The organism is Micromonospora sp. KLBMP9576, from assembly GCF_050941805.1.
Classification (GTDB): domain Bacteria; phylum Actinomycetota; class Actinomycetes; order Mycobacteriales; family Micromonosporaceae; genus Micromonospora.
This window is the reverse complement of record NZ_CP194567.1, coordinates 5,932,909-5,956,941: the sequence shown is the minus strand read 5'-3', so window position 1 is coordinate 5,956,941 and position 24,033 is coordinate 5,932,909. Positions and strand designations below refer to the sequence as shown.

Sequence of the window (24,033 nt, the reverse complement as noted above, 5' to 3'; positions counted from 1 at the left end):
AAAGCACTCGTCGCGCCCCCGCCGCCCCCCGCGAGGATCGTTCGGGTTGACTGTGGGCATGGACCTCGCGACCGCCGACCTGCCGGGCCTGCCCCGCCTGCTGGCCGCCCCCGCACCCGGCTGGGTGGAGACCACCGACGTGATCGTCGTCGGCTCCGGGGTGGCGGGGCTGACGGCCGCGCTGCACCTGCGCGAGGCGGGGCTGCACGTCACCGTGGTCACCAAGGTCAACATCGACGAGGGGTCGACGCGCTGGGCGCAGGGCGGCATCGCCGCCGTGCTCGACCCGCTCGACACGCCCGCCGCGCACGCCTCGGACACGGAGATCGCCGGCGTCGGGCTCTGTGACCCGGCCGCCGTGCGGGTGCTGGTCGAGGAGGGCCCGACCCGGCTGCGTGAGTTGATGCGCATCGGGGCGGAGTTCGACCGCAACCCGGACGGTTCGCTGATGCTCACCCGCGAGGGTGGGCACCGGGCCGACCGGATCGTGCACGCCGGCGGCGACGCCACCGGCGTCGAGGTGCAGCGGGCCCTGCACGCCGCGGTCCGTCGCGACCCCTGGATCCGGCTGGTCGAGCACGCCCTGGTGCTGGATCTGCTGCGCGCCCCGGGCGACGGCCCGGACGGGCTCGGCCCGGCCTGCGGCATCACCCTGCACGTGCTCGGCGAGGGCAGCGAGGACGGCGTGGGCGCCATCCTGGCCCGCGCGGTCGTCCTGGCCACCGGCGGGATGGGCCAGATCTACGCGGCCACCACGAACCCGGCGGTGTCGACCGGGGACGGGGTGGCCCTCGCGGTGCGGGCCGGCGCGGCGGTCACCGACGTCGAGTTCGTCCAGTTCCACCCGACCGCGCTGATCACCCCGGCCGGCGTCGGCGTGCCCGGCGCCGGGCACGCCCAGCAGCCGCTGGTCTCCGAGGCGTTACGCGGTGAGGGCGCCCACCTGGTTGACGGGGACGGCAAGCGGTTCATGGTCGGGCAGCACGAGCTTGCCGAGCTGGCGCCCCGGGACGTGGTGGCCAAGGGCATCCACCGGGTGCTGCTGGCCACCGGCGCGGAGCACGTCTTCCTCGACGCCCGGCACCTGGGTGGCGACTTCCTGGCCCGGCGCTTCCCGACCATCGTGGCGTCCTGCCTGGCCATCGGGGTCGACCCGGCGACCGACCTGATCCCGGTCGCCCCGGCCGCGCACTACGCCTCCGGTGGCGTCCGCACCGACCTGCGCGGGCGCACCTCCATCCCCGGGCTGTACGCGTGCGGCGAGGTCGCCTGCACCGGTGTGCACGGCGCGAACCGGCTGGCCAGCAACTCGCTGCTGGAGGGGCTGGTCTTCGCCCGGCGGATCGCCGAGGACGTCGCGGCCGGGCTGCCCGAGCAGGCCCAGCCGGCACCGACCGGCGCCTGGGTGGGCGGCGAGGGCTGGGTGGTGCCGGCCGAGGCGACGCCCACGCTGCAACGGGCGATGACCCGGGGCGCGGGCGTGCTCCGCTCGGCGGACACCCTCGCCGGGACCGCCGCCGTACTGACCGGGCTCGGTGCTGGCCGAGGGCGGCCCCGGACGGCCGACTGGGAGGCGACGAACCTGCTCACCGTGGCGTCGACGCTGGTCGCCGCCGCGTACGCCCGCCGGGAGACCCGGGGCTGCCACTGGCGGGAGGACTTCCCGACGGCCGACGAGCGGTGGCACGGCCACCTGGTCGGCGCGCTCGGGGCGCAGGGCCGGCTGACGCAAGCGTGGGAGGGGACCCGATGACGGAGTCGACGGAACGGGCACTGCGGGACGCCGGCCTGGATCCGGCGCGGGTGCGGCAGACGGTCGAGGCCGCGCTCGCCGAGGACCTGGGGCCGGACTTTCTGGACGTCACCAGCGTCGCCACCATCCCGGCCGACCAGACCGACACCGCCGACCTGGTGGCCCGCGCCGACGGCGTGGTGGCGGGGCTGGCCGTGGCGGCGGCCGTGTTCGAGCTGGTCGGCGAGGCGACCGGCGCCGGCCGTACGGTCGAGGTGTCGGTGCTGGCCCGCGACGGCGCGCGGGTGGCGCGCGGCGACGTGCTGGCCACGGTGGCCGGCCCGACCCGGCTGCTGCTCACCGCCGAGCGGACGGCGCTGAACCTGCTCTGCCGGATGTCGGGGGTGGCCACCCACACCCGGGCCTGGGCGGACGAGCTGGACGGCAGCAAGGCGATGGTGCTGGACACCCGCAAGACCACCCCGGGCCTGCGCGCCCTGGAGAAGTACGCGGTCCGCGCCGGTGGCGGCACGAACAAGCGGATGGGCCTGCACGACGTGGCCATGATCAAGGACAACCACAAGCTGGCGGCGGGCGGCATCACGGCGGCCTTCCGTCGGGTCCGGGAGGCCTTCCCGGACGTGCCGGTGCAGGTCGAGGTGGACACGCTCGCCGAGGCGGTGGAGGCGGTGGAGGCCGGGGCGGACTTCCTGCTGCTGGACAACATGACCCCGGAGCTGCTGACCGAGGTGGTCGCCGCGGTGGGGGACCGCGCGGAGCTGGAGGCGACCGGCGGGCTGACGCTCGACGTGGCGGCCCGGTACGCGGCGACCGGCGTGGACTTCCTGTCGGTCGGGGCGCTGACGCACTCCTCGCCGATCCTCGACATCGCGATGGACCTGCGCACCGGGTGAACGGGCGGCCGGCCGTTGTCTAGGCTGCGTGCGTGCTGCTCTGCATCGACATCGGAAACACGAACACCGTGCTGGCGACCTTCGACGGCGACACGCTGGTGCACTCCTGGCGGATCAAGACGGATGCGCGGGCGACGGCCGACGAGCTGGGCCTGATGTTCCGGGGCCTGCTCGCGGGGGACGCGGTCGAGATCACCGGGGTCGCCGCCTGCTCCACGGTGCCGGCCGCGCTGCGCTCGCTGCGCAACATGCTCTCCCGCTACTACGCGGACCTGCCGAGCGTGATCGTCGAGCCCGGGGTGCGTACCGGGGTTCAGCTCGCCATCGACAACCCGAAGGAGGTGGGCGCCGACCGGGTGGTGAACACCCTGGCCGCGTACACCCTCTACGGCGGCCCGTCGATCGTGGTGGACTTCGGCACCACCACCAACTTCGACGTGATCAGCGGCCGGGGTGAGTTCCTCGGCGGCGCCTTCGCGCCGGGCATCGAGATCAGCTTCGACGCGCTGGCGGCGCGGGCCGCGCAGCTTCGCAAGGTGGAGGCGACCAAGCCGCGTTCGGTGATCGGCAAGAACACCGTGGAGTGCCTCCAGTCGGGTCTCTACTTCGGTTTCGCTGGGCAGGTGGACCGGATCGTCGAGCGGATGATCGAGGAGCTGGGCGGGGTGAGCGCGGTGATCGCCACCGGCGGGCTGGCCTCGCTGGTGATAAACGAGTGCCACACGATCACCCACCACGAGCCGATGATCACCCTGATCGGCCTGCGGATGGTCTACGAGCGCAACCACTGATCCCCGGTGTCGGCGCGCCGGGCACGGCCGGGGCGGCGACCCGACGGGAGGGGCGTGGGTGGGGCCGGCCGTGGCGGGCGGGTCATCCCGTAACGCCTCGCGGGAGCCTTGAGTACGCTCGGGCCTGACCCCGCCCGAAATCTTCTTCTGAGGAAGCGTGCCGTGACCGAGCAGAACCCCGTCCCAGTCGATCCCGCCGACGACCTTCCCGAGCAGATGAAGGTCCGCCGGGAGAAGCGGGACCGGATGCTCGCGGCGGGCGTGGAGCCCTACCCGATCGGCTTCCCCCGGACCAGCACCCTGGCCGGGATCCGGGCGAAGTACGCCGAGCTGCCCACCGACACCCCCACGGGCGACCGGGTCTCGGTCACCGGCCGGGTGATCTTCGTGCGTAACACCGGCAAGCTCTGCTTCGCCACGCTGCGCGACGGCGACGGCACGGAGTTGCAGGCGATGCTCTCCCTCGACCGGGTCGGCGCCGACCGGCTGGAGGACTGGAAGCGCCTGGTCGACCTCGGTGACCTCGTGGGGGTGACCGGCGAGGTGATCACCAGCCGGCGCGGCGAGCTGTCCGTGCTGGTCGAGCAGTGGGCCGTCACCGCGAAGGCCCTGCGCCCGCTCCCGGTGGCGCACAAGCCGCTCGGCGAGGAGGCGCGGGTCCGGCAGCGCTACGTCGACCTGATCGTCCGGCCGCAGGCCCGCCAGATGGTGCGTACCCGGGCCGCGACCGTGCGCAGCCTGCGCGACTCGCTGCACGGCCGGGACTTCATCGAGGTGGAGACCCCGATGCTGCAACTGCTGCACGGCGGCGCGGCGGCCCGGCCCTTCGTCACGCACAGCAATGCGTTGGACACCGATCTGTATCTCCGAATCGCCCCGGAACTGTTTCTCAAGCGGGCCGTCGTCGGCGGCGTCGACCGGGTCTTCGAGATCAACCGCAACTTCCGTAATGAGGGTGTCGACTCTTCGCACTCGCCGGAGTTCGCGATGCTCGAGGCATACGAGGCGTACGGCGACTACGACACCATGGCCGAGCTGACCCGGAGTCTGGTGCAGCAGGCGGCGATCGCGGTCAGCGGCTCGACGGTCGTGACGCACGCCGACGGCAGTGAGTTCGATCTGGGCGGCGAGTGGCGCTCGGTAACGCTCTTCGGGGTGCTTTCCGAGGCACTCGGCGAGGAGGTCACGGTCCGCACCGAGCGCGCCCGGCTGGTGGAGTACGCCGACAAGGTGGGCCTGGCGGTCGACCCGAAGTGGGGGCCCGGCAAGCTGGCGGAGGAACTGTTCGAGGAACTCGTCGTGCCGGGCCTGCGGGCGCCCACCTTCGTCCGGGACTATCCCGAGGAGACGAGCCCGCTCACCCGGGCGCACCGCAGCGAGCCCGGGCTGGCCGAGAAGTGGGACCTCTACGTGCTCGGTTTCGAGCTCGGGACCGCGTACTCCGAGCTGGTGGACCCGGTCGTGCAGCGGGAACGGCTGGTGGCCCAGGCGCAGCTCGGTGCCCGGGGCGACGACGAGGCCATGCGGCTGGACGAGGATTTTCTCCGGGCGATGGAGTACGGAATGCCGCCGGCCGGGGGTATGGGAATGGGAATCGACCGGCTGTTGATGGCGCTGACCGGCCTGGGAATTCGGGAAACCATCCTCTTCCCCCTGGTTCGCCCGGAGTAGTCGCGCATCTCCACAGGGTCGTTACGGCATCCTATTGACGCGACAAGCGTCGCACGGGTTATCGTGCTCTTAGTTTGCAGGAACACCCTGCTCGAAAGGAATGTGGGACGTGGCCAAGCAGATCATTCATAAGCTGGTCGATGACCTGGACGGCGGGGACGCTGACGAGACTGTCAAGTTCGCGCTCGACGGCGTTCAGTACGAGATCGACCTGTCTAGCTCGAACGCCGAGAAATTGCGCGAAGCATTCGCCTCGTACATCGCCCACGGCACGAAGGTGGGCCGGGGCGGCGTCGTCGTCGGCGGCCGGGCCGCGCGGGGCCGTGGCGGCGCCACCGCCGACCGGGAGCAGAACAAGGCGATCCGCGCCTGGGCGAAGAAGGCCGGCAAGGACATTTCCGACCGGGGTCGGATCCCGCAGGAGATCGTCGACGAGTACCACGCGAAGGCCGGTCACTGACCGCGACCGTCGACGGGCGACACCGACGCCGGGCCGGAGCACGACTCCGGGCCGGCGTCGCCGTATCCGCCCGGGGGCGGGCCCGGGCGGGAAGAATTCCGTCCCGACGGTGGTTGTCCACAGCCGGTGGAGACCCTGTCCACAGCCTGTGGACGAGTCCCCGCCGGCCCGGATCCGGGCCGCGCCGGCACCGGCACGGCCCGCGCGAGGGGTTCGTGACGGCGCCCGAATTTCGCTCTGCGCGTACAGGCTGGGGGCCCGGAACACCCCCTGAGCGCGGACGGTTGGGTAAAACGACGCGTACACGGCCTCCCGCGGGGACACACGACCTCAGCGGAGTCGGTTCGCGGCGATAGAGTATGGAGGCACGGACGCCGTCCTGGTCGTCCGCGCACCGGCCCCGCCACGACTTCTTGACCATCAAGATCGAGTGCGCACGGCACGTGAGGAGCACGAGGGCATGTTCGAGCGGTTCACCGACCGAGCGCGACGGGTTGTCGTCCTGGCCCAAGAAGAGGCCCGGATGCTCAACCACAACTACATCGGTACGGAGCACATCCTGCTGGGCCTGATCCACGAGGGTGAGGGCGTCGCCGCCAAGGCTCTGGAGAGCCTCGGCATCTCCCTGGAGGGCGTGCGGCAGCAGGTCGAGGAGATCATCGGCCAGGGTCAGCAGGCGCCGAGCGGGCACATCCCGTTCACGCCGCGGGCCAAGAAGGTGCTCGAGCTGTCCCTGCGCGAGGCGCTGCAGCTCGGCCACAACTACATCGGCACCGAGCACATCCTGCTCGGCCTGATCCGCGAGGGCGAGGGCGTCGCCGCCCAGGTGCTGGTCAAGCTCGGCGCCGACCTCAACCGGGTCCGCCAGCAGGTGATCCAGCTGCTCTCGGGCTACCAGGGCAAGGAGCCGGCCGCCGCTGGCGCCGCGCCGGGTGAGGCCGCGCCGTCCACCAGCCTCGTGCTGGACCAGTTCGGCCGCAACCTGACCCAGGCCGCCCGCGAGGGCAAGCTCGACCCGGTCATCGGGCGCGAGAAGGAAATCGAGCGGGTCATGCAGGTGCTCTCCCGCCGTACCAAGAACAACCCGGTCCTGATCGGTGAGCCCGGCGTCGGCAAGACGGCCGTGGTGGAGGGGCTGTCCCAGAAGATCATCAAGGGCGAGGTGCCCGAGACGCTCAAGGACAAGCAGCTCTACACGCTCGACCTCGGTGCCCTGGTCGCCGGTTCCCGCTACCGCGGTGACTTCGAGGAGCGCCTGAAGAAGGTGCTCAAGGAGATCCGCACCCGCGGCGACATCATCCTCTTCATCGACGAGATCCACACCCTGGTCGGCGCGGGCGCCGCCGAGGGCGCGATCGACGCGGCGAGCATCCTCAAGCCGATGCTGGCCCGCGGCGAGCTGCAGACCATCGGCGCGACCACGCTCGACGAATACCGCAAGCACCTGGAGAAGGACGCGGCCCTCGAGCGCCGTTTCCAGCCGATCCAGGTGGGTGAGCCGTCGCTGGCGCACACCATCGAGATCCTCAAGGGCCTGCGTGACCGCTACGAGGCACACCACCGCGTCTCGATCACGGACGCGGCCCTCGTGGCCGCCGCGACCCTGGCCGACAGGTACATCTCCGACCGCTTCCTGCCGGACAAGGCGATCGACCTGATCGACGAGGCCGGCGCCCGGATGCGGATCCGCCGGATGACCGCGCCGCCAGACCTGCGCGACTTCGACGAGCGCATCGCCCAGGTGCGTCGCGACAAGGAGTCCGCGATCGACGCGCAGGATTTCGAGCGCGCCGCCCAGCTGCGCGACAAGGAGAAGCAGCTCCTCGGCCAGAAGGCGCAGCGGGAGAAGGAGTGGAAGGCCGGTGACCTGGACGTCGTCAGCGAGGTCGACGACGAGCAGATCGCCGAGGTGCTCGGCAACTGGACCGGCATCCCGGTCTACAAGTTGACCGAGGAGGAGACCTCGCGCCTGCTGCGCATGGAGGACGAGCTGCACAAGCGCGTCATCGGCCAGGAGGACGCGGTCAAGGCGGTCTCGAGGGCGATCCGGCGCACCCGGGCCGGCCTGAAGGACCCGAAGCGCCCGTCGGGCTCGTTCATCTTCGCCGGCCCGTCCGGCGTGGGTAAGACCGAGCTCTCCAAGGCGCTGGCCGAGTTCCTGTTCGGCAGCGAGGACGCCCTCATCCAGCTGGACATGTCCGAGTTCCACGACCGCTACACGGTCTCCCGGCTGGTGGGTGCCCCTCCCGGCTACGTCGGTTACGACGAGGGTGGCCAGCTCACCGAGAAGGTACGGCGTCGGCCGTTCTCGGTGGTCCTCTTCGACGAGATCGAGAAGGCCCACCCGGACGTGTTCAACACGCTGCTCCAGATCCTGGAGGACGGTCGGCTCACCGACGGTCAGGGCCGCATCGTGGACTTCAAGAACACGGTCATCATCCTGACGACCAACCTGGGCACGCGTGACGTCGCCAAGGCCGTCTCGATCGGCTTCCAGCAGTCGGAGGACTCCGAGTCCACCTACGAGCGGATGAAGCAGAAGGTCAACGACGAGCTCAAGCAGCACTTCCGGCCCGAGTTCCTCAACCGGATCGACGACACGATCGTCTTCCACCAGCTGCGTGAGCTGGAGATCCTGTCGATCGTCGACATCATGATCCAGCGCATCGAGGGTCAGCTGCGCAACAAGGACATGGGTCTGGAACTGACCGACAACGCCAAGAAATACCTGGCGAAGAAGGGCTTCGACCCGGTCCTCGGTGCCCGTCCGCTGCGTCGCACGATCCAGCGCGACATCGAGGACACCCTGTCCGAGCGGATCCTCTTCAACGAGTTGGTTCCGGGGCAGATCGTGGTGGTTGACTGCGAGGGCGACCCGGAGAACATCGACAAGTCCAAGCTCATCTTCACGGGCGCCGAGCGGCCGGAAGCCGTGCCGGACGCTGTGCCGGCCGACCTCAGTGGCACGGCCACCGCGGGCGCGGACGAGTAGGACAGCTAAGCACGAAGGGCGGCGGCCCGGTGGCACCAGCCACCGGGCCGCCGCCCTTCTGCGCGAGCCAGAAGGGTGGCGGCCCGGGTGTGCCGCTGCGGATCCAGGCCGTGCGGGGCAGGCTCGTCAGGACGCTTTGGAGCTGAATCGTCTACGACATCAGCCGCTCGATCCGGCACCGCCCACCGGGGCTTTCAACCCCACCACCATGGCCCCCACGGGGGTTCGATTTCCGGGTGCTGACCGGCTGGGGCAGCGGTCGCGGGAGGACCGGCTGTGGCTGGCGGTCGCCGCTGAACTGAATCGTTTACGACATCAGCTCGAAAGCGTCTGCCGGGTAGGTCCGTCCGGCAGCGCGGGCGGGCCTTGCCCTGCCTCGCAGGGGTCATAGGCAGCGATGCGGGACGTAACGGACATCCGCCGTACGCCGTCGAGTGCAGGAGGGGACACCGCTGGGTGGCCGAGCAGGCACGGTGTGCCCGGTTCGTGTGCGTTTGAGGTGACGCGCGGCACTCAGCGTGCGGGCATGGACCGGGGTGGGGGGTCGTTGTAACCATCGTGGCCACGTGAAGCGAGGCCCGCCGGCCGCTGACAACGAGCGGCCACCCCGTGGAATGCGGGCCGGCCCGGCGCGGTTACATCCCCCGCAACCCAGGCCCCGGCCCCGCCGGGACGCCCCCTGAGTTTGACCTTTCCCTTCGCCCGCGACGCCCCCACCCCCCTTGGTGGGTGTCGCGTACCCCCGATCGAAAGGTGCCACCATCATGCGTACCGACATCTTCCGCAGGACCGCACTGACCGTGGCCGGGCTCGCCGTCACCGGCGGCGCCATCGCCGGCCCCGCCACCGCCTTCGCCGCACCCGCCGAGGCCAAGCCCGTCACCCAGGACCGCAAGCAGCACGAGCGGGAACTGGGCGTGCGCTACGAAGCCCAGCCCAACTTCTACTACTGCGGCCCCGCCGCCGCCCGCAACGCCCTGAGCGTGCAGGGCAAGAACATCGACGTACACGGCATGGCCCAGCGCATGGGCACCACCGAAGCCGGCACCGACTCCATCAACGACATCACCCCCATCCTGAACAAGGAAACCGGCAAGGACGCCTACCAGTCCGTCGAGATCCCCGGCACCAAGGCCGACGACAAGCAGACCGACAAGCTGCGCACCGACATCGTCACCGCCATCGACGAAGGCCACGCCATCGTCGCCAACATCGCCGGCACCGCCACCGACACCGACGGCACCACCCACGCCTTCGAAGGCGGCCACTACATCAGCGTCGTCGGCTACCGCGACAACGGCAACACCGTCACCATCGCCGACTCCGCCAACCCCGACCAGGCCTCCTACCGCATGAGCGTCAACAACCTCGCCGACTGGATCGCCACCCGCGGCTACACCGCCTGACCCACCACACGCACACGACGAGGGCCGGCCCCCACCCCGGGGGCCGGTCCTCGTCGTGTCAGGCCTGATGCGGCCCTGCCGCAGGGCGTTCGTCTGCGGCGGTCGGGCCGGGGGCGCTGTCAGTGCGCCTGCGGACCCTCGTCGACGTCGTACGCGGGCACCGGGACCGGCGGGCCGTCGCCGACGAGGCGGAACGCGGCTTCGCCGACCGGCTCCACGAGACCGTCGCGTACCAGCCCGGACAGGGCCCGGGAGCGCTGGACGTCCTCGCTCCACACCTGGTCGAGCCGTTGCCGCGGCACCGGCCCGGTCGACTCGCGCAGCACAGCGAGCAGCAGCCCGCGTACCTGTCGATCGGTGCCCGCGTACCGCTGGGGGCGGCGCGTCGGACCCGCGGGGGTCTCGCGGCCGGACGCGCGCCAGGCGCAGACCGACTCGACGGGGCAGGCGCCGCAGCGCGGCGACCGGGCGACGCAGACCACCGCGCCCAGTTCCATGAAGGCCGCGCTGGCCAGGGCGGCGGCGGCCGGTTCGGCGGGCAGTAGCTCCTCGGTGGCGACGAGGTCGGCCGGGCGGGTCGCGGGGCCGGCGTCGGGTTCGCCGGCGATGGCCCGGCAGACGACCCGCCGCACGTTGGTGTCGACCACCGGGTGCCGCTGGCCGTACGCGAAGGCGGCCACCGCCCGGGCCGTGTACGTGCCGACGCCCGGCAGGGCGAGCAACAGCTCCAGCCGGTCGGGGACCCGGCCGCCGTGGCGTTCGACCATCGCCACGGCACAGTCCCGCAGCCGGACCGCCCGGCGGGGGTAGCCGAGCCGTCCCCACATCCGGATCGCCTCGGCGGGGCTGTCGGCGGCCAGCGCGGCGGGCTCCGGCCAGCGCGTCAGCCACGCCTCCCAGGCCGGGAGCACCCGGACGACCGGCGTCTGCTGGAGCATGACCTCGCTGACCAGGATCGCCCACGGGCTCACGTCGGGTCCGCGCCACGGCAGGTCGCGGGCGTTCTCCTCGTACCACCGGCTGACCAGGGTGGCGAAAGTGGGTTCAGGCATCGCGCCGCCGATGATGTCACGTGGCTCGCCGCAGGGGCGGCGCGGGCGGCCGGCTCCGTCGTGGCGTCCCGGTTGCTGGGCGGTCCGGGCGGGGCGGTGCGGCGGCGGCGGCCGGGTCGGGCAGAATGCCCGAATGAGCGAGCTTGCGATCACCGTCATCGGCCGGGACCGGCCGGGCATCGTGGCCGACGTGGCCGAGGTGCTCGCCCGGCTCGGCGCGAACCTCACCGACAGCACGATGACCCGGCTGCGGGGCCACTTCGCGATGACCCTGATCTGCGTCGGCCCGGCCGCCGCCGACGTCGAGGCCGCGCTGGCGCCGCTCTCCGCCGACGGTCAACTGCTGGCGACCGTACGCGCGGTGACTCCCGACGGCGAGACGGCTCCGGCCGGCGAGCCGTACGTGTTGGCGGTGCACGGCGCGGACCGGATGGGCATCGTGGCGGCCATGACCCGGCTGCTCGCCGACGTGGGCGGCAACGTCACCGATCTGAGCACCCGGCTGACGGGTTCGCTCTACGTGGTGGTCGCCGAGGTGGAACTGCCGTCCGGCACGGCCGACGGGTTGGCCGCCCGGCTGGCGGCGACGGCCGCGGAACTGGGTGTCGGGGCGACCCTCCGGCCGGCCGACCCGGATCTGCTGTGACCGGGCCCGACCCGGAGGCCGAGGCGTACGCCGGTCTCGGTGACTGGAGCCGGGCGGCCCTGGCCGTGCCGGGGGAGGTGCGGCCGGTGGTGTCCGCGCCGGAGGGCGTGCTCAGCCGCGCCGGCGGCGAGGTGGACCCGACGGCGCGGGAGACGGTACGCCTTGCCGCCGACCTGATCGCCACCATGCGGGTCTCGCCGGGCTGCGTCGGGTTGGCCGCCCCGCAGGTCGGCGTGGGCGCGCAGGTCTTCGCCGTGGACGTGACCGGCCACCCGAAGGCGCTCACCGTGCACGGCGCCTTCGTGCTGTGCAACGCCCGGGTCGTGGAGGCGAGCCGCTGGAAGGTGGCCCGCGAGGGGTGCATGTCGGTGCCCGACCTGACGGGGGACGTCAAGCGGGCGAGCCGGCTGGTGGTGCAGGGGGTGCTGCCCGGTACGGGCCGGGCGGTGCGGCTGGTGACGGACGGGTTCGAGGCGCGGGCCATCCAGCACGAGATCGACCACTGTGCGGGTTTGCTCTTCCTGGACCGGGTCGCCGGCGCCCACGCCGTCTACCAGCGCAAGGTGTACCTGTGAGGGTCGGCGCGGCGCGGCGACCGGGGCCGTCGGCGGGTGTGGCGGTCGCTTGTGGAGGGTGGGTCCGGTGAGCTGCCGGCGATTCGGCGCGTCGCGTGGGGCTGTCGCGCCCCGCGCCGCTACGGTGGGGACATCATGCGTCTGACGGTCGGCCCCCTGGCACCCGCCGTTTACTGGCGGCGTCGCGCCGTCGTACTCGGAGCGGGGCTTCTGTTCCTGATTGTCCTGCTCTATTCGTGCACCGGTTCGGACCGGAACGCGAACAAGAGCGGCGACGCGCAGCCCACACCGGGCGCGACGTCGTCCGCTGCCACGCCGGAGCCCACCGGCTCGGTGCTCGACCCGCAGGCCGGGGCGCCCTCACCGGGCGCCGCCGGCGGCCCCGCCGCCGGTGATCCGTCGGGTGAGCCCACCGGCACCGACTCGCCGCCGGTGGCGCCGGTCGTGCCGGCCGTCGATGACGGCACCTGCACGGACACGGAACTCACGGTCATCCCGGTGGTCCAGCCCGCCTCGGTCGTCCGGGGTGCCGTCGCGAACCTCCAACTCAAGATCAAGAATCGTTCCGAGCGGACGTGCAGCCGCGACGTCGGCGCCGACGCGCAGGAACTGTTCATCAAGTCGGGGGCCGAGAAGATCTGGTCGTCCGACACCTGCGGCACCGGCAAGGGCTCCGACGTGCAGTCCTTCACGCCGGGCTTCGAACGCTCCTACCAGGTGGGCTGGAATGGGCGCGACACCACCCGATGCGCCGACGGGGTGGCGGCGGGCCCGAACCTGCCGGCGGGGTCGTACCAGGTCTTCGCCCGGGTCGGCACCAAGCACAGCGAGCCGGTCAAGCTCACCGTCACCGGCTGAGCGGTCGCAGGCGTAAGCCGACCAGGACGACCAGCGCGCGAGCGGCCGGGTGCGGTAGGACCGCCGGACTGGCCGGCGGCGCGACCCGCACCCGCTCGCCGACGCCGTGCCGGCTGCCGGTCAGACGTAGCGCTCGAGGATCGACGCCTCGGCGAGCCGGGACAGCCCCTCACGCACGCCCCGGGCGCGGGCGTCGCCGACCCCCTCGACGGCCTGCAGATCCTCGACCGTGGCGCCCAGGAGGCGCTGGAGACTGCCGAAGTGCACGACGAGACGGTCGACCACGGTCACCGGCAGCCGGGGCACCTTGGCCAGCAGCCGGAAGCCGCGGGGGCTGACCGCCGCGTCCAGCGCGTCGGTCGCGGCGGGGTAGCCGATGGCCTTGGCGACCGAGACCAGGTCGATCAGCTCGGTCGCGCCGAGCAGATCGAGCTCCACCAGCGCCTCGTCGAGGGTGCGGGGCCGGCGGCCGGCCGGCAGGTAGTCCCGGATGACCAGGGTGCGGTCGGCGTCGACGCCGGCCATCAGCTCGTCGAGTTGCAGGGCCAGCAGGCGGCCGTCGGTGCCCAGCTCCACCACGTAGCCGGCGATCTCGTCGGCGATCCGGCGGACCATCTCCAGCCGCTGCACCACGGCGACCGCGTCCCGCACGGTGACCAGGTCCTCGATCTCCAGCGCGGAGAGGGTGCCGGAGACCTCGTCCAGCCGGAGCTTGTAGCGCTCCAGCGTGGCGAGGGCCTGGTTGGCGCGCGACAGGATCGCCGCCGAGTCGTCCAGCACGTGCCGCTGGCCGTTGACGTAGAGGCTGATGATCCGCATCGACTGGCTCACCGAGATCACCGGGTAGCCGGTCTGCCGGCCGACGCGCTCCGCCGTGCGGTGCCGGGTGCCGGACTCCTCGGTCGGGATGCTCGGATCGGGCATCAGGTGCACGGCGGCCCGCACGATCCGGGTGCCGTCGCTGGAGAGCACGACCGCGCCGTCCATCTTGCACAGCTCCCGGACCCGGGTCGCCGAGAACTCGACGTCGAGCGCGAAGCCGCCGGTGCAGAGGCTCTCGACGACCTTGTCGTAACCGAGGACGATCAGCGCGCCGGTGCGGCCACGCAGGATGCGTTCGAGGCCGTCGCGCAGCGCGGTGCCCGGGGCCATCAGAGCCAGGTTCGCCCGCAACGGATCGCCGGTGCTCCCGGAGCCCCCGGTGACGTTCACGCTGATCGGGCGGGTAGGCGAGCCCACGGCACCGGTGCGGGCATGGGGCGTCGCGCCGGCGGGCTTGGTGGTGTCGCGGTCGATCGGCACGGGCACAGTCTACGGACTGCCCTGCGGTGGGTGCTGTCGTGGTTACTGTGATGGGTCACGATGCCTGCCTCGCCCGGGCCGCCGGCCGGCGTCGGGAACGTCCGCCGCCGGGTCGGGCGCCCTCTCGACTGCCACCGGCGCTCACTCGGCGGAGGCCCGGGCGACGGCCTGGAGCGCCGAGCGCACGTCGGTCACCTCGATCACCCGCATGTGCTCCGGCGTGACGCCGGTGCTCTCGGGACCGCAGCCGGTCGGCACCAGCGCGAGCCGGAACCCGAGCCGGGCCGCCTCGGCCAGCCGGCGCGGCACCGCCCCGACGCGACGCACCTCGCCGGTCAGGCCCACCTCGCCGATCGCCACCAGGTTCGGTGCGATGGCCAGGTTGAGCCCGCCCGAGGCGACGGCGAGGGCGACGGCGAGGTCGGCGGCCGGTTCCACCACCCGGATGCCGCCGACGGTGGCCGCGAAGACCTCCCGGTCGTGCAGGGTCAGGCGTTCGGTGCGCCGCTGGAGCACGGCCAGCACCATCGCGAGCCGGGCCGAGTCGAGCCCCGAGACCGTCCGGCGGGGCGATCCGGCCACGGTCGCGCCGATCAGCGCCTGCACCTCGGTGACCAGCGCCCGGCGCCCCTCCATCGCCACCGTGACGCAGGTGCCGGGCACCGGCTCCGCATAGCGGGTGAGGAACAGCCCGGACGGGTCGGCCAGGCTACTGATGCCGCCCTCGTGCATCTCGAAGCAGCCCACCTCGTCGGCGGCGCCGAACCGGTTCTTCACGCCGCGCACCATGCGCAGCGACGAGTGCTTGTCGCCCTCGAAGTGCAGCACCACGTCGACCAGGTGCTCCAGCACCCGGGGGCCGGCCACCTGGCCGTCCTTGGTGACGTGGCCGACCAGCACGGTGGCGATGCCGCGTTCCTTGGCCACCGAGACCAGGGCGGCGGTGACCGCCCGCACCTGCGTCACCCCGCCGGAGACGCCCTCGGCGCCGCTGGTGGAGATCGTCTGCACCGAGTCGAGCACCAGCAGGCCCGGCTTGACCGCGTCGAGGTGACCGAGCACCGCGCCGAGGTCGCTCTCGGCCGCGAGGAAGAGCTGGTCGTGCAGGGCACCCATCCGCTCCGCGCGCAGCCGGACCTGGCTGACCGACTCCTCGCCGCTGACCACCAGGGAGGGGCTGCCCGCCCCGGCCGCCCACTGCTGGGCCACGTCGAGCAGCAGGGTGGACTTGCCGACGCCCGGCTCGCCGGCGAGCAGCACCACCGCGCCGGGGACCAGCCCTCCGCCGAGGACCCGGTCGAGCTCGCTGACCCCGGTGGCACGGGCCCGTGCCGGTGCGGCGCTGATGGTGGCGATCGGCCGGGCCGGCTCGGCCGGGATCCGGGAGCTGACCACCTTGCCGGAGACCGTCGGGCCGGTGACCGTGCACTCGACCACCGAGCCCCACTGGCCGCACTCCGGGCAGCGCCCGACCCACTTCGGCGGCTGGTGGCCGCAGGCGTCGCACTCGTAGGCGGGCCGGGGCTCACGGGCGCCCGTGCGCGCGCGCCCGCCGGCCCCACCGGCGCGGGGGGAGGTCGATCGGGAGGTGGTCACACCGGGACGTTAGCCCCCCGGTGTGACGAAGACACCGTCGGCGTGGTGGTCACCACGCCGACGGTGTCGTCGATCAGCGGAACGGGGGTCAGTGCCCGCCGTCCTCGAAGCCCTCGTAGCCGCCCTCGCGCTCGATGATCGGCGACGGGGGAGCAGCGGGGGTGAGCGGCACGGCGACCGGCGCCGGGCCGGTGATCGTGACGCCGTTGCCGAAGTCGAAGGTCAGGAAGACGTTCTGGCCGGAGCGCAGCGTCTCGTTCAGGCCGATGAGCTGGAGGACCCGGTCGGACTCGGTGTTGAGCTGCACGTAGCTCAGCGGCGGGATCTCGATCCGGGCCGGCTCGCCGGCCGGCGCGGCCGGGCTCTCGGGAGCCGACGGGCTCTCCGGGGCGCTCGGGCTGGCCGACCCCGACGGGCTGCCGGAGGTCTCCGGGCTGGGCGACGGCGACCCGGTCGGGGTGGACGACGGCGACTCGGACGCGGGGCCGCTCGGGGACGCCGACCCGCTGGCTGCCGCCGCGGTGCCGGTGATCACGACCTCGCGGGCGTTGTCGCTGGTCACGGTCACGGTGACCGGGGCCTGCGAGTCGTTGTAGATCACGGCGTTCAGGACGGCGTTGTCACCCGCCCGGTAGCCCTCCGTGCCGGGGAAGCCGACCAGCAGGCCACGGACGAGGAAGTCGCCGTTGCCAGCCGACAGGTTGACGCCCTGGACCGACGGCTCCTTGTTGGCGGTCTCCGAGACCTGGCCGGCGCCGCAGCCGGACAGCAGCAGCCCGGTCGCCGCGGCCATCCCGGACAGCAGCAGGGCCGCCCGCCGGGAACCCCTGATCGAGCGCGTCACGTCGGTCCTCCTCGTCACGATCCCACCCGGTGCTCACGCCGGCGGTGGTGGCCATGCCCGCGCAGACCGCGTCCCAGGGTAGTTGGGCCTGATCCACCCGCGCACGCCGACCCGGGCGTGCCACCCGCGGGGGTTTCCCTCATACCAGCCGACCACTCGTGACCAGCAGGACGACGTCGATGAGGGCGACCAGCAGCACGGCCCGGAAGGCGGCCACCTGCCGGCCTCCGGCCCGGGCGGCGGCGCGCCCGCCGTACCAGCTCAGCGGCGGCACCACGACGGCGGTCGCGACCGCGGCGAGGCCCACGCCCGACGGTGGCCCCGGCGGCCCGAGGACCAGCGTGGCGGTCGCGGCGAGCAGCAGCAGCGCGGCGGCGGCGCGGCTGCCGGCGGGGCCGAGCCGGTGCGGCAGCCCGCGCACCCCCGTCCGGGCGTCGTCGGCCAGGTCCGGCAGGACGTTGGCGAAGTGCGCCCCGGCGCCCAGGCAGGCCGCGGCGGCGACCAGCCAGACCGGCGGGAGCACCCCGCCGGGCAGCGCCAGCACGACGAAGGCGGGAAGCGCGCCGAAGGAGACCGCGTAGGGCAGCACCGAGACCGGAGTCGACTTCAGCGGCCAGTCGTAGAGCAGCGCGCAGACCAGCCCGAGGGTGGCGCAGAGCGCGGCCGCCGGGCCGGTGGCGAGCGCCAGCGCCGGGGTGGCGAGCGCGGCCACCGTCGCGGCCACGGCCGTGGCGCGCCGGCCGACCGCGCCCGTGGCGACCGGCTTGTCGGTACGCCCCACCGTGGCGTCCCGGTCGGCGTCGAGCGCGTCGTTGGCCCAGCCGACGGCGAGCTGGCTGGCCGCCACCGTGAGCACCACGGCGAGGATCCCGACCGGCCGGTGCCCGACGCCCCACGCCAGCAACCCGGCCACCGTGGTGACCGCGGCGGCCGGCTCGGGGTGACTCGCCCTGACCAGCCCTAGCACCGTTGGCGACATGAGGGAAGTCTGGTCGTTACCGGTCAGTCGTGCCACGCTCGGTCCATGCCAGACGCGGGCCGCACCCTGCCACGCAACGATCCGCGCCAGTACGACGACCTGGCCGGCGAGTGGTGGCGGCCGGACGGTGCGTTCGCGATGCTGCACTGGCTCGCGGCGGCCCGCGCGGCGCTGGTGCCGCCCGCCGCCCGCCCCCGCGCGCTCCTGGTCGACCTCGGCTGCGGTGCCGGGCTGCTCGCCCCGCACCTGGCCGGCAAGGGCTACCGGCACGTCGGTGTCGACCTCACCCGGTCGGCCCTGGCGCAGGCCGCCACGCACGGGGTGGGCGTCGTCAACGGCGACGTCACCGCCGTGCCGTTGGCCGACGGCTGCGCCGACGTGGTCGCCGCGGGCGAGCTGCTGGAGCACGTGCCCGACTGGCGGCGCGCGGTGGCCGAGGCGTGCCGGCTGCTGCGACCCGGTGGCCTGCTCGTCCTGGACACGCTGAACGACACGGCGCTGAGCCGGCTGCTCGCCGTACGGGTCGCCGAGCGGCTGCCCACGGTGCCGAAAGGCATTCACGATCCGCGGTTGTTCGTGGACGCCCGGCAGTTGGTGGCCGAGTGCGCCCGACACGGTGTCGACCTGCGGCTGCGGGGCATCCGACCGGGCGTGCCCGGCCTGCTCGGGTGGTTGCTGCGCCGGATCCGCGCCGCCGGCCGCCCGTACGCGGGCGCCGGTGCGGCCGGCGGCCCGGCGCCACGGATCGTGCCGACCTGGTCGACAGCCGTGCTCTACCAGGGCCGCGGTACCCGCGGCGGATAGCGGAGCCGGTCCCTGGGTAGGGAGTGGACGAGAAGGGGGCTGTATGACGCAGCACGCGTTGGAGGCGGCTCGCCGCCTGGCACCGAGACTGGCCGCCCGGGCGGCCGAGCACGACCGGGACGGCTCGTTTCCGGTGGCGGATTTCCGCGACCTGCGTGAGGCCGGGCTCTTCGGCCTGATGGTCCCCACCGCGCTCGGCGGGATGGGTGCCACCTTCGCCGAGTACGCCGCGGTCGCCACCGAGCTGGCCCGGGGCAACGGCGCGACCGCCCTGGTCTTCAACATGCACGCCTCGGTCACCGGTGCGCTCGGCGCGGTCACCGAGGAACTGGCCGAGGCGCTCGGGGTGCCGGACGAGGCGCTGGCCGCCCGGGACCGGCTGCTCACCGCCGCCGCCGGGGGCGCCTGGTACGCCGTGGCGATGAGCGAGCGCGGCACCGGTGCCCGGCTCTCCCAGCTCAGCACCGGCTACGAGCCGGTCGACGGCGGGTGGCACCTCAAGGGCAGCAAGACGTTCTGTTCCGGGGCGGGGCACGCGGACGGCTACCTGGTGGCCGCCCGCAGCGCCGCCGACCAGTCGGTGGTCTCCCAGTTCCTGGTGCCGGCGGGTGCCGGGCTGACCGTCGAGCCGACCTGGGACTCGCTCGGCATGCGCGCGACCTCCTCGCACGACCTGCACCTGGACGTGACCGTGCCGGCCGACCGGCTGCTCGGCGGGGTGGAGGGGCTGGCCCTGGTGATTGCCCAGCTCATGCCGCACTGGCTGGTGGCCAGCTACGCCGCCGTCTACGTGGGGGTGGCCCGGGCGGCGGTGGAGTCGGCGGCGGAGCACCTGAACGCGCGTGGTCTCGCCGGCCTGCCGGCGGTCCGGTCCCGCCTCGGCCGGGCCGACGCGGCGGTGGCGGCGGCCCAGCTGGTGGTCGCGGAGGCGGCCCGCCGGGTGGACGAGGCGCCGGGCGACGCGGAGACCAACCGCTGGGTCTGGCGGGCCAAGCTGCTCGCCGGCACGACCGCGGCCGACGTGGCGGCGTCCATGCTGGAGGCGGCCGGCACGTCCGCGACCCGGCGGGGGCATCCGCTGGAGCGGCTCTACCGGGACGCCCGCTGCGGCTCGCTGCACCCGGCGACGTCGGACGTGTGCGCGGACTGGCTCGGCGTGGCCGCGCTGGGCGGCGACCCGGACCGCGACGCGACGGTCCCTCGTTGGTGAGCGTGGGGAGTCCGCCGGGGCGGCGGACGTGGGGGCCCGCGCTGCGCGGGGCCTGCCCGGGGACGGGGTACGCGAGGGCGGACGAGAGGTGGGCATCGTGGCCGTACCGGTGATCGCGGGGCTGGGGACGGCGCACCCGCCGTCGGCCGCGCAGGACGACCTGTGGGAGGGCTTCTTCTCGAAGCACTTCTCCGGCAGCACGCGGGCACTGGCGCAGCGGATCTTCGCGCACTCGGGGGTGACCCGTCGCCAGGCCGCCGTGAACCCGCTGCTGGAGGACGTCTCCGACTGGCCGACGGAGCGGCGGATGCGCCGCTATCTGGTCGAGGCGTTGCCGCTGGGCAAGGAGGCGGTCAGTCGGGCGTTGACCGCCGCCGGGCTCTCGGCCGGCGACATCGGGCTGTTCCTGGTCTGTTCGTGCACCGGGTACGCCACCCCGGGGCTGGACATCCTGCTCGCCCGGGACCTGGGCATGGCACCGGACACGCAGCGCATGTTCGTGGGGCACATGGGCTGCTACGCGGCGCTGCCGGGGCTGGGCGCGGCGAGTGATTTCGTGACCGCCCGGGGCCGGCCGGCGCTGCTGCTCTGCGCGGAGCTGACCAGCCTGCACATCCAGCCCTCCAGCGCCCGGGTGGACACCCAGCAGATCGTCTCCCACGCGCTCTTCTCGGACGCCGCGGTCGCCGCGGTGCTCGTCCCCGGCGGCCGGGGGTACGCGCTGCGCGAGGTCGCGTCCGTGACGGACACCTCGACGGCCGACCACATGACCTGGGACGTCACCGACACCGGTTTCCGGATGGGGCTGTCGCCGAAGGTGCCGCAGGTGCTCTCCCGGCACGTGCGGGATCTGGTCGACGGCCTGCTGGCCCGGCACGGCGCCGAGCTGTCCGAGGTGGACGGCTGGGCGGTGCATCCGGGCGGTCCCCGCATCCTGAACGTCGTCGAGCGGGAGCTGGTGCTGCCGCCGGAGGGGCTGGCGGCGTCGCGGGCGACCCTGGACGAGCACGGCAACTGTTCGTCGCCGACGGTGCTGCTGATCCTGGACCGGTTGCGCCGGGCCGCGTCGCCGCCGCGCTGGGTGGTGATGCTGGCGTTCGGCCCCGGCCTCACCCTGTACGCCGCGTTGCTCGAACGACGGGAGTGATCCGCTCGCGCGGTGCGGTTACCCTCTGGTAATGAACGTCGATGGGGCAGATCGGCCGGAAGCCGGGCCGGACGCCGGCGAGCGCCCTGCTTCCGGCGTCGACGACCGGCTGCGCGCCGTCGTGCTGGCCGTGGCGGGGCTGGTGGCGCTGGCCGGGGGCGGCTGGTGGTGGCAGGCGCAGGCCCCCGTCGCCGGTCCCGTGGCGGGCGCGCCGGGCGTCGCGCCGCAGGCCGGGGCCACACCCGCGGCCCGTGTCCGGGCCGTCGTGCCGGAGGGGGCCGGGCGGCCCACCGTCTTCCGGGTCGATCCGAGCAGCGGTGCCATGTTCCGGGCGGACCCGAGCGGCGGGGTCACCTTCCGGTTGGACGGCGACGTGCCGGAGCCGCGCCGCGCGCTCGAGGGCCTGCTCGACGAGCGCGCGCGAGGTGGCGGGCTGGACAGTCGGCCCGGCACGGTCTGGACCGTCCGGGCCGCGCTCGGCCCGGCGCAGGGGCTCGTCAGGGACGCCTCCGCCGTGCCCGGCGCCGACTATCTGCTCCAGTACCGCTGCCGCGGTCCGGGTGAGCTGCGGATCGTGATCGTCGGGGCCCGGGCGGCGGGTCCGCTCACCAGCGCCTGCGACGGGTCGGTCACCTCGGTGGGGATCGTCGGCAGGGGCGGCCCGCTCAAGGTCTCGCTGTCCAGCGCCAACGCCGAGCCGCTGCGGGTCGAGGCCCAACTGGTCGCCGCGCACTGAGGGTGGCCGGGGCGGTCCGCGCGCCGCGGGGCCGTCAGCGGGGGCCCGCCGCCTCGCCGGTGCGGCTCAGGCGGCGAGGCGGGCCAGGTCGGCGCGGTAGTCCTCGGTGGAACGCACCTCGGGCACCACCTTGACGAGGATGCCGGCCCGGTCCACCAGCAGCGCGGTGGCGGTGCCGGGGCGGGCGGGCAGGTGCAGGAAGGCGCGCAGCCCGCCGGCCGGGTCGGCGAGTTCCCGCGGGGCGGCCCCGCCGACCGGTGGCGTGGCGGGTACGGCCCGGTGGGCGGCGACGGTGACCAACGTGACGCCGGGGGGCGCCAGGGCGGCGGCGTCGGCCACCTCGCTCCGGCAGGGGCAGCCGTCGATCATGATGATCATCGCTGGGACCAACCCGCGCAGGGGCACCGGTGACTGGCCCGCGTCGACGAGGTCCAGCGCGGGCAGCGGCCGGCCGGACGGCGGGCTGTACGGGGTCGCGAGCGGCTCCGGGGTGGCCCGGCCGGACCGGGGCCAGGTGACCGCCGCCAGCCCGGCGAGGGTGGTCAGCACCGCCACCAGCAGGACCACCAGCGGCAGCGCGAGCGAGGGCCGGCCCCGCACGACTCCGCCGGCCCGGCGGGGCGTCGCCCGCAGCTCCCGGCGGAGTCGTGCGGCCTCGGCCGCCAGGGCGGAGGCGTCGTCCGGCACGACCACCCGACCCCACTCCGGTGGCAGGTCGGGCACCTCGGGGCCGTCTGCGTCGGGCTTGCCCATCGGACCCCCAAGTCGTCTGGAAGAGCGGACGGCGGCTCTACCCCCAGCCTCCCGCACGGGTCGGGCTGCCGCTACACCTGGGCGCGTACCCGGCCGGCGGGCTACCATGGGAAGAGCGCATAGCCCTTGATCTCGACGTTCACGCCAGCCCGCGCCAGGGTGTCATCCAAGCATCACGGAGCGTGGTCAAACCATTGTCATGGCGGTCTGTCAAGCGGAAGAAATACCTCTCACAGGGCCCCTGAGCTGCGCCAACGGTCAGGACAGCGGTGAGACATCGGTGCCTGAGCGTGTTACCCTAGACACAGCGAAAGGGGTTTCGAACCTATGGTTTTCAGTGTCGGCGAGACCGTTGTTTACCCCCACCACGGGGCCGCACTCATCGAGGCAATCGAGACTCGGGTCATCAAGGGCGAGCCTAAGCAATACCTCGTCCTGAAGGTGGCACAGGGTGACCTGACGGTCCGGGTGCCCGCCGAGAACGCCGAGATCGTGGGCGTTCGCGAGGTGGTCGGCGAAGAGGGCCTCGGCAAGGTCTTCGACGTGCTCCGTGCACCGCACACCGAGGAGCCGACCAACTGGTCGCGGCGTTACAAGGCGAATCTGGAAAAGCTGGCTTCCGGTAACCCGCTGAAGGTCGCCGAGGTCGTCCGCGACCTGTGGCGCCGGGAGCGGGAGCGGGGCCTTTCCGCGGGCGAGAAGCGCATGCTCGCCAAGGCCCGTGACATTCTCGTCGGCGAGGTCGCGCTGGCCGAGAAGAGCACCAAGGACGAGGCGGAGACGTTGCTCGACAAGGTCCTCACCGAGGCCTAGTCCGCACAGCATCGTCGTACCCGATTCGTAGTGAACAAACCCGAGGACCGCGACGTGACCGCGCAGCTGAATCCGCGCGGTGACGTCGCGGTCCTCGTGCCTGCCGCCGGTGCCGGCGTACGCCTCGGTCCCGGCCTCCCCAAGGCCCTGCGCCTGCTCGCCGGGGAACCCCTGCTCGTGCACGCCGTGCGCCGGCTCGCCGCCGCGCCGTCGGTGCACACCATCGTCGTGGCCGCCCCGGTCGCCGAGGTGACGGCGGTACGTGACCTGCTCGCCCCGGTCGCCCCGGTGACGGTGGTGCCCGGCGGCACGGAGCGGCAGGCATCGGTGGCCGCCGCCCTCGCGGCCGTGCCCGCCGGCCCGCAGATCGTCCTCGTGCACGACGCCGCCCGGGCGCTGACCCCGCCCGAGCTGGTGGAATCCGTCGCGGCGGCCGTCCGCGCCGGGCACGACGCGGTGATCCCGGTGCTCCCCGTGGTCGACACGATCAAGGAGGTCGGCGCCGACGAGGTCGTCCTCGGCACCGTCGACCGCTCCGCGCTGCGGGCGGTGCAGACCCCGCAGGGCTTCCGCCGGTCGGTGCTGACGGCCGCGCACGCCGCCGCGCACGATTCGCTCACCGACGACGCCGGCCTGGTCGAGAAGCTCGGCGTGCCGGTGTGCTGCGTTCCCGGCTCCGAGTACGCGCTGAAGGTCACCCGCCCGTTCGACCTGGCGTTGGCCGAGCACCTGCTGTCCACCGGCCTGTGACG

Annotated in this window: 22 protein-coding genes; 16 read left to right on the top strand and 6 right to left on the bottom strand. The window is 73.4% G+C overall.

Annotated features, from left to right (window positions below; genetic code table 11):
* Positions 1-58 precede the first annotated feature (58 nt).
* The 7 genes from ACQ452_RS26520 (at position 59) to ACQ452_RS26490 (ending at position 9,966) form a co-directional block, all read left to right on the top strand.
* Positions 59-1,753: an L-aspartate oxidase gene (locus ACQ452_RS26520; protein ID WP_433388281.1), complete on the top strand. Its 1,695-nt coding sequence runs from the start codon at positions 59-61 to the stop codon at positions 1,751-1,753.
* The gene (gene nadC / locus ACQ452_RS26515) at positions 1,750-2,646 is read left to right on the top strand and encodes a carboxylating nicotinate-nucleotide diphosphorylase (RefSeq protein ID WP_433388279.1); all 897 of its coding nucleotides are present in this window, start codon (positions 1,750-1,752) and stop codon (positions 2,644-2,646) included. Before ACQ452_RS26520 ends, nadC begins: the two co-directional genes overlap by 4 nt.
* A gap of 32 nt (positions 2,647-2,678) precedes the next feature.
* Entirely contained in the window at positions 2,679-3,437 is a 759-nt protein-coding gene (locus ACQ452_RS26510; protein ID WP_433388278.1) for a type III pantothenate kinase, read from the top strand.
* Positions 3,438-3,599: 162 nt separating this feature from the next.
* Entirely contained in the window at positions 3,600-5,108 is a 1,509-nt protein-coding gene (gene lysS, locus ACQ452_RS26505) for a lysine--tRNA ligase (RefSeq protein ID WP_433388276.1), read from the top strand.
* Positions 5,109-5,217: 109 nt separating this feature from the next.
* Positions 5,218-5,568, top strand: a complete 351-nt coding sequence (locus tag ACQ452_RS26500; protein WP_433388274.1) for a histone-like nucleoid-structuring protein Lsr2 — start codon at positions 5,218-5,220, stop codon at positions 5,566-5,568.
* A gap of 460 nt (positions 5,569-6,028) precedes the next feature.
* Entirely contained in the window at positions 6,029-8,560 is a 2,532-nt protein-coding gene (locus ACQ452_RS26495) for an ATP-dependent Clp protease ATP-binding subunit (RefSeq protein WP_433394433.1), read from the top strand.
* A gap of 764 nt (positions 8,561-9,324) precedes the next feature.
* On the top strand, positions 9,325-9,966 hold the full coding sequence (locus ACQ452_RS26490) for a C39 family peptidase (protein ID WP_433388272.1): 642 nt from the start codon (positions 9,325-9,327) through the stop codon (positions 9,964-9,966).
* A gap of 119 nt (positions 9,967-10,085) precedes the next feature.
* Here ACQ452_RS26490 and ACQ452_RS26485 read toward each other — a convergent pair whose 3' ends face one another.
* A complete protein-coding gene (locus ACQ452_RS26485) occupies positions 10,086-11,018 on the bottom strand; it encodes an A/G-specific adenine glycosylase (protein ID WP_433388271.1) in 933 nt (310 codons plus the stop codon).
* A gap of 133 nt (positions 11,019-11,151) precedes the next feature.
* Between ACQ452_RS26485 and ACQ452_RS26480 the strand changes: the two genes are divergently transcribed.
* The 3 genes from ACQ452_RS26480 (at position 11,152) to ACQ452_RS26470 (ending at position 13,097) form a co-directional block, all read left to right on the top strand.
* Positions 11,152-11,664, top strand: coding sequence for a glycine cleavage system protein R (locus ACQ452_RS26480; protein ID WP_433388269.1), 513 nt, complete (start codon positions 11,152-11,154; stop codon positions 11,662-11,664).
* Positions 11,661-12,239: a peptide deformylase gene (locus ACQ452_RS26475; RefSeq protein WP_433388267.1), complete on the top strand. Its 579-nt coding sequence runs from the start codon at positions 11,661-11,663 to the stop codon at positions 12,237-12,239. The genes ACQ452_RS26480 and ACQ452_RS26475 overlap by 4 nt, the downstream gene beginning before the upstream one ends.
* Positions 12,240-12,374: 135 nt before the next feature.
* Positions 12,375-13,097 carry a hypothetical protein gene (locus ACQ452_RS26470; RefSeq protein WP_433388266.1) on the top strand — a complete coding sequence of 241 codons (723 nt, stop codon included), beginning with the start codon at positions 12,375-12,377 and terminating at the stop codon, positions 13,095-13,097.
* Between the two features lie 120 nt (positions 13,098-13,217).
* On the opposite strand, the gene disA is transcribed toward ACQ452_RS26470, so the two are convergent.
* The 4 genes from disA to ACQ452_RS26450 all read right to left on the bottom strand — a co-directional run bounded on the left by disA (position 13,218) and on the right by ACQ452_RS26450 (position 17,818).
* The gene (gene disA, locus ACQ452_RS26465) at positions 13,218-14,399 is read right to left on the bottom strand and encodes a DNA integrity scanning diadenylate cyclase DisA (protein WP_433388265.1); all 1,182 of its coding nucleotides are present in this window, start codon (positions 14,397-14,399) and stop codon (positions 13,218-13,220) included.
* A gap of 141 nt (positions 14,400-14,540) precedes the next feature.
* On the bottom strand, positions 14,541-15,995 hold the full coding sequence (gene radA / locus ACQ452_RS26460) for a DNA repair protein RadA (RefSeq protein WP_433388263.1): 1,455 nt from the start codon (positions 15,993-15,995) through the stop codon (positions 14,541-14,543).
* A gap of 88 nt (positions 15,996-16,083) precedes the next feature.
* Positions 16,084-16,839, bottom strand: a complete 756-nt coding sequence (locus tag ACQ452_RS26455) for a hypothetical protein (protein ID WP_433388261.1) — start codon at positions 16,837-16,839, stop codon at positions 16,084-16,086.
* 139 nt (positions 16,840-16,978) lie between these two features.
* Positions 16,979-17,818 (bottom strand): UbiA family prenyltransferase, encoded by an 840-nt coding sequence (locus ACQ452_RS26450; RefSeq protein WP_433388259.1) that lies wholly within the window; start codon positions 17,816-17,818, stop codon positions 16,979-16,981.
* Between the two features lie 45 nt (positions 17,819-17,863).
* On the opposite strand from ACQ452_RS26450, the gene ACQ452_RS26445 reads away from it, so the two are divergent.
* The 4 genes from ACQ452_RS26445 (at position 17,864) to ACQ452_RS26430 (ending at position 21,715) form a co-directional block, all read left to right on the top strand.
* Positions 17,864-18,622 carry a methyltransferase domain-containing protein gene (locus ACQ452_RS26445; protein ID WP_433388258.1) on the top strand — a complete coding sequence of 253 codons (759 nt, stop codon included), beginning with the start codon at positions 17,864-17,866 and terminating at the stop codon, positions 18,620-18,622.
* Between the two features lie 43 nt (positions 18,623-18,665).
* A complete protein-coding gene (locus tag ACQ452_RS26440; protein WP_433388255.1) occupies positions 18,666-19,832 on the top strand; it encodes an acyl-CoA dehydrogenase family protein in 1,167 nt (388 codons plus the stop codon).
* A gap of 88 nt (positions 19,833-19,920) precedes the next feature.
* On the top strand, positions 19,921-20,979 hold the full coding sequence (locus ACQ452_RS26435) for a type III polyketide synthase (protein WP_433394431.1): 1,059 nt from the start codon (positions 19,921-19,923) through the stop codon (positions 20,977-20,979).
* 31 nt (positions 20,980-21,010) lie between these two features.
* The gene (locus ACQ452_RS26430) at positions 21,011-21,715 is read left to right on the top strand and encodes a hypothetical protein (RefSeq protein ID WP_433388254.1); all 705 of its coding nucleotides are present in this window, start codon (positions 21,011-21,013) and stop codon (positions 21,713-21,715) included.
* Positions 21,716-21,781: 66 nt separating this feature from the next.
* Here ACQ452_RS26430 and ACQ452_RS26425 read toward each other — a convergent pair whose 3' ends face one another.
* A complete protein-coding gene (locus ACQ452_RS26425) occupies positions 21,782-22,468 on the bottom strand; it encodes a hypothetical protein (RefSeq protein WP_433388252.1) in 687 nt (228 codons plus the stop codon).
* A 327-nt stretch (positions 22,469-22,795) separates the two neighbouring features.
* Here ACQ452_RS26425 and ACQ452_RS26420 point away from each other — a divergent pair, with 327 nt between their 5' ends.
* Together ACQ452_RS26420 and ispD are read left to right on the top strand one after the other, a co-directional pair.
* On the top strand, positions 22,796-23,281 hold the full coding sequence (locus ACQ452_RS26420) for a CarD family transcriptional regulator (RefSeq protein ID WP_091626665.1): 486 nt from the start codon (positions 22,796-22,798) through the stop codon (positions 23,279-23,281).
* A gap of 54 nt (positions 23,282-23,335) precedes the next feature.
* Positions 23,336-24,031 (top strand): 2-C-methyl-D-erythritol 4-phosphate cytidylyltransferase, encoded by a 696-nt coding sequence (gene ispD, locus ACQ452_RS26415; protein ID WP_433388250.1) that lies wholly within the window; start codon positions 23,336-23,338, stop codon positions 24,029-24,031.
* Positions 24,032-24,033: the final 2 nt, after the last annotated feature.